A 277-nucleotide genomic window follows, 5' to 3' on the forward strand; every position below is an offset into this window, starting at 1 on the left:
TTGTGGGTATTCCAACTTGCCATTGACGTGCTGTACGGGCGCCGTTAACCAGCGCTCTATGTAGAGTCGTTGCCATGGTTCTTTGATATGTTTGTCGACGGCTTTCATTAACAACCGCCGGTCGATGGTATCGAAGAACCCCTTGATATCCATGTCTAACACCCAGGCTCGACGATCACAGCGCAGTTTGGCTTGAATTAACGCTTGATGCGCCGATTTGTTCGGTCGATAGCCATAGGAATCGGGATGGAATATCGGGTCGAGCAACGGTTCTATT

Annotated in this window: 1 protein-coding gene; it reads right to left on the reverse strand. The window is 49.8% G+C overall.

From position 1 onward, the window contains the following. The coding region (locus ACXAFR_RS27660; protein WP_475183470.1) for a reverse transcriptase domain-containing protein at window positions 1-277 on the reverse strand (277 nt) is incomplete at both ends.

The sequence above is a fragment of the Pseudomaricurvus sp. ABR4_320 genome, assembly GCF_056159445.1.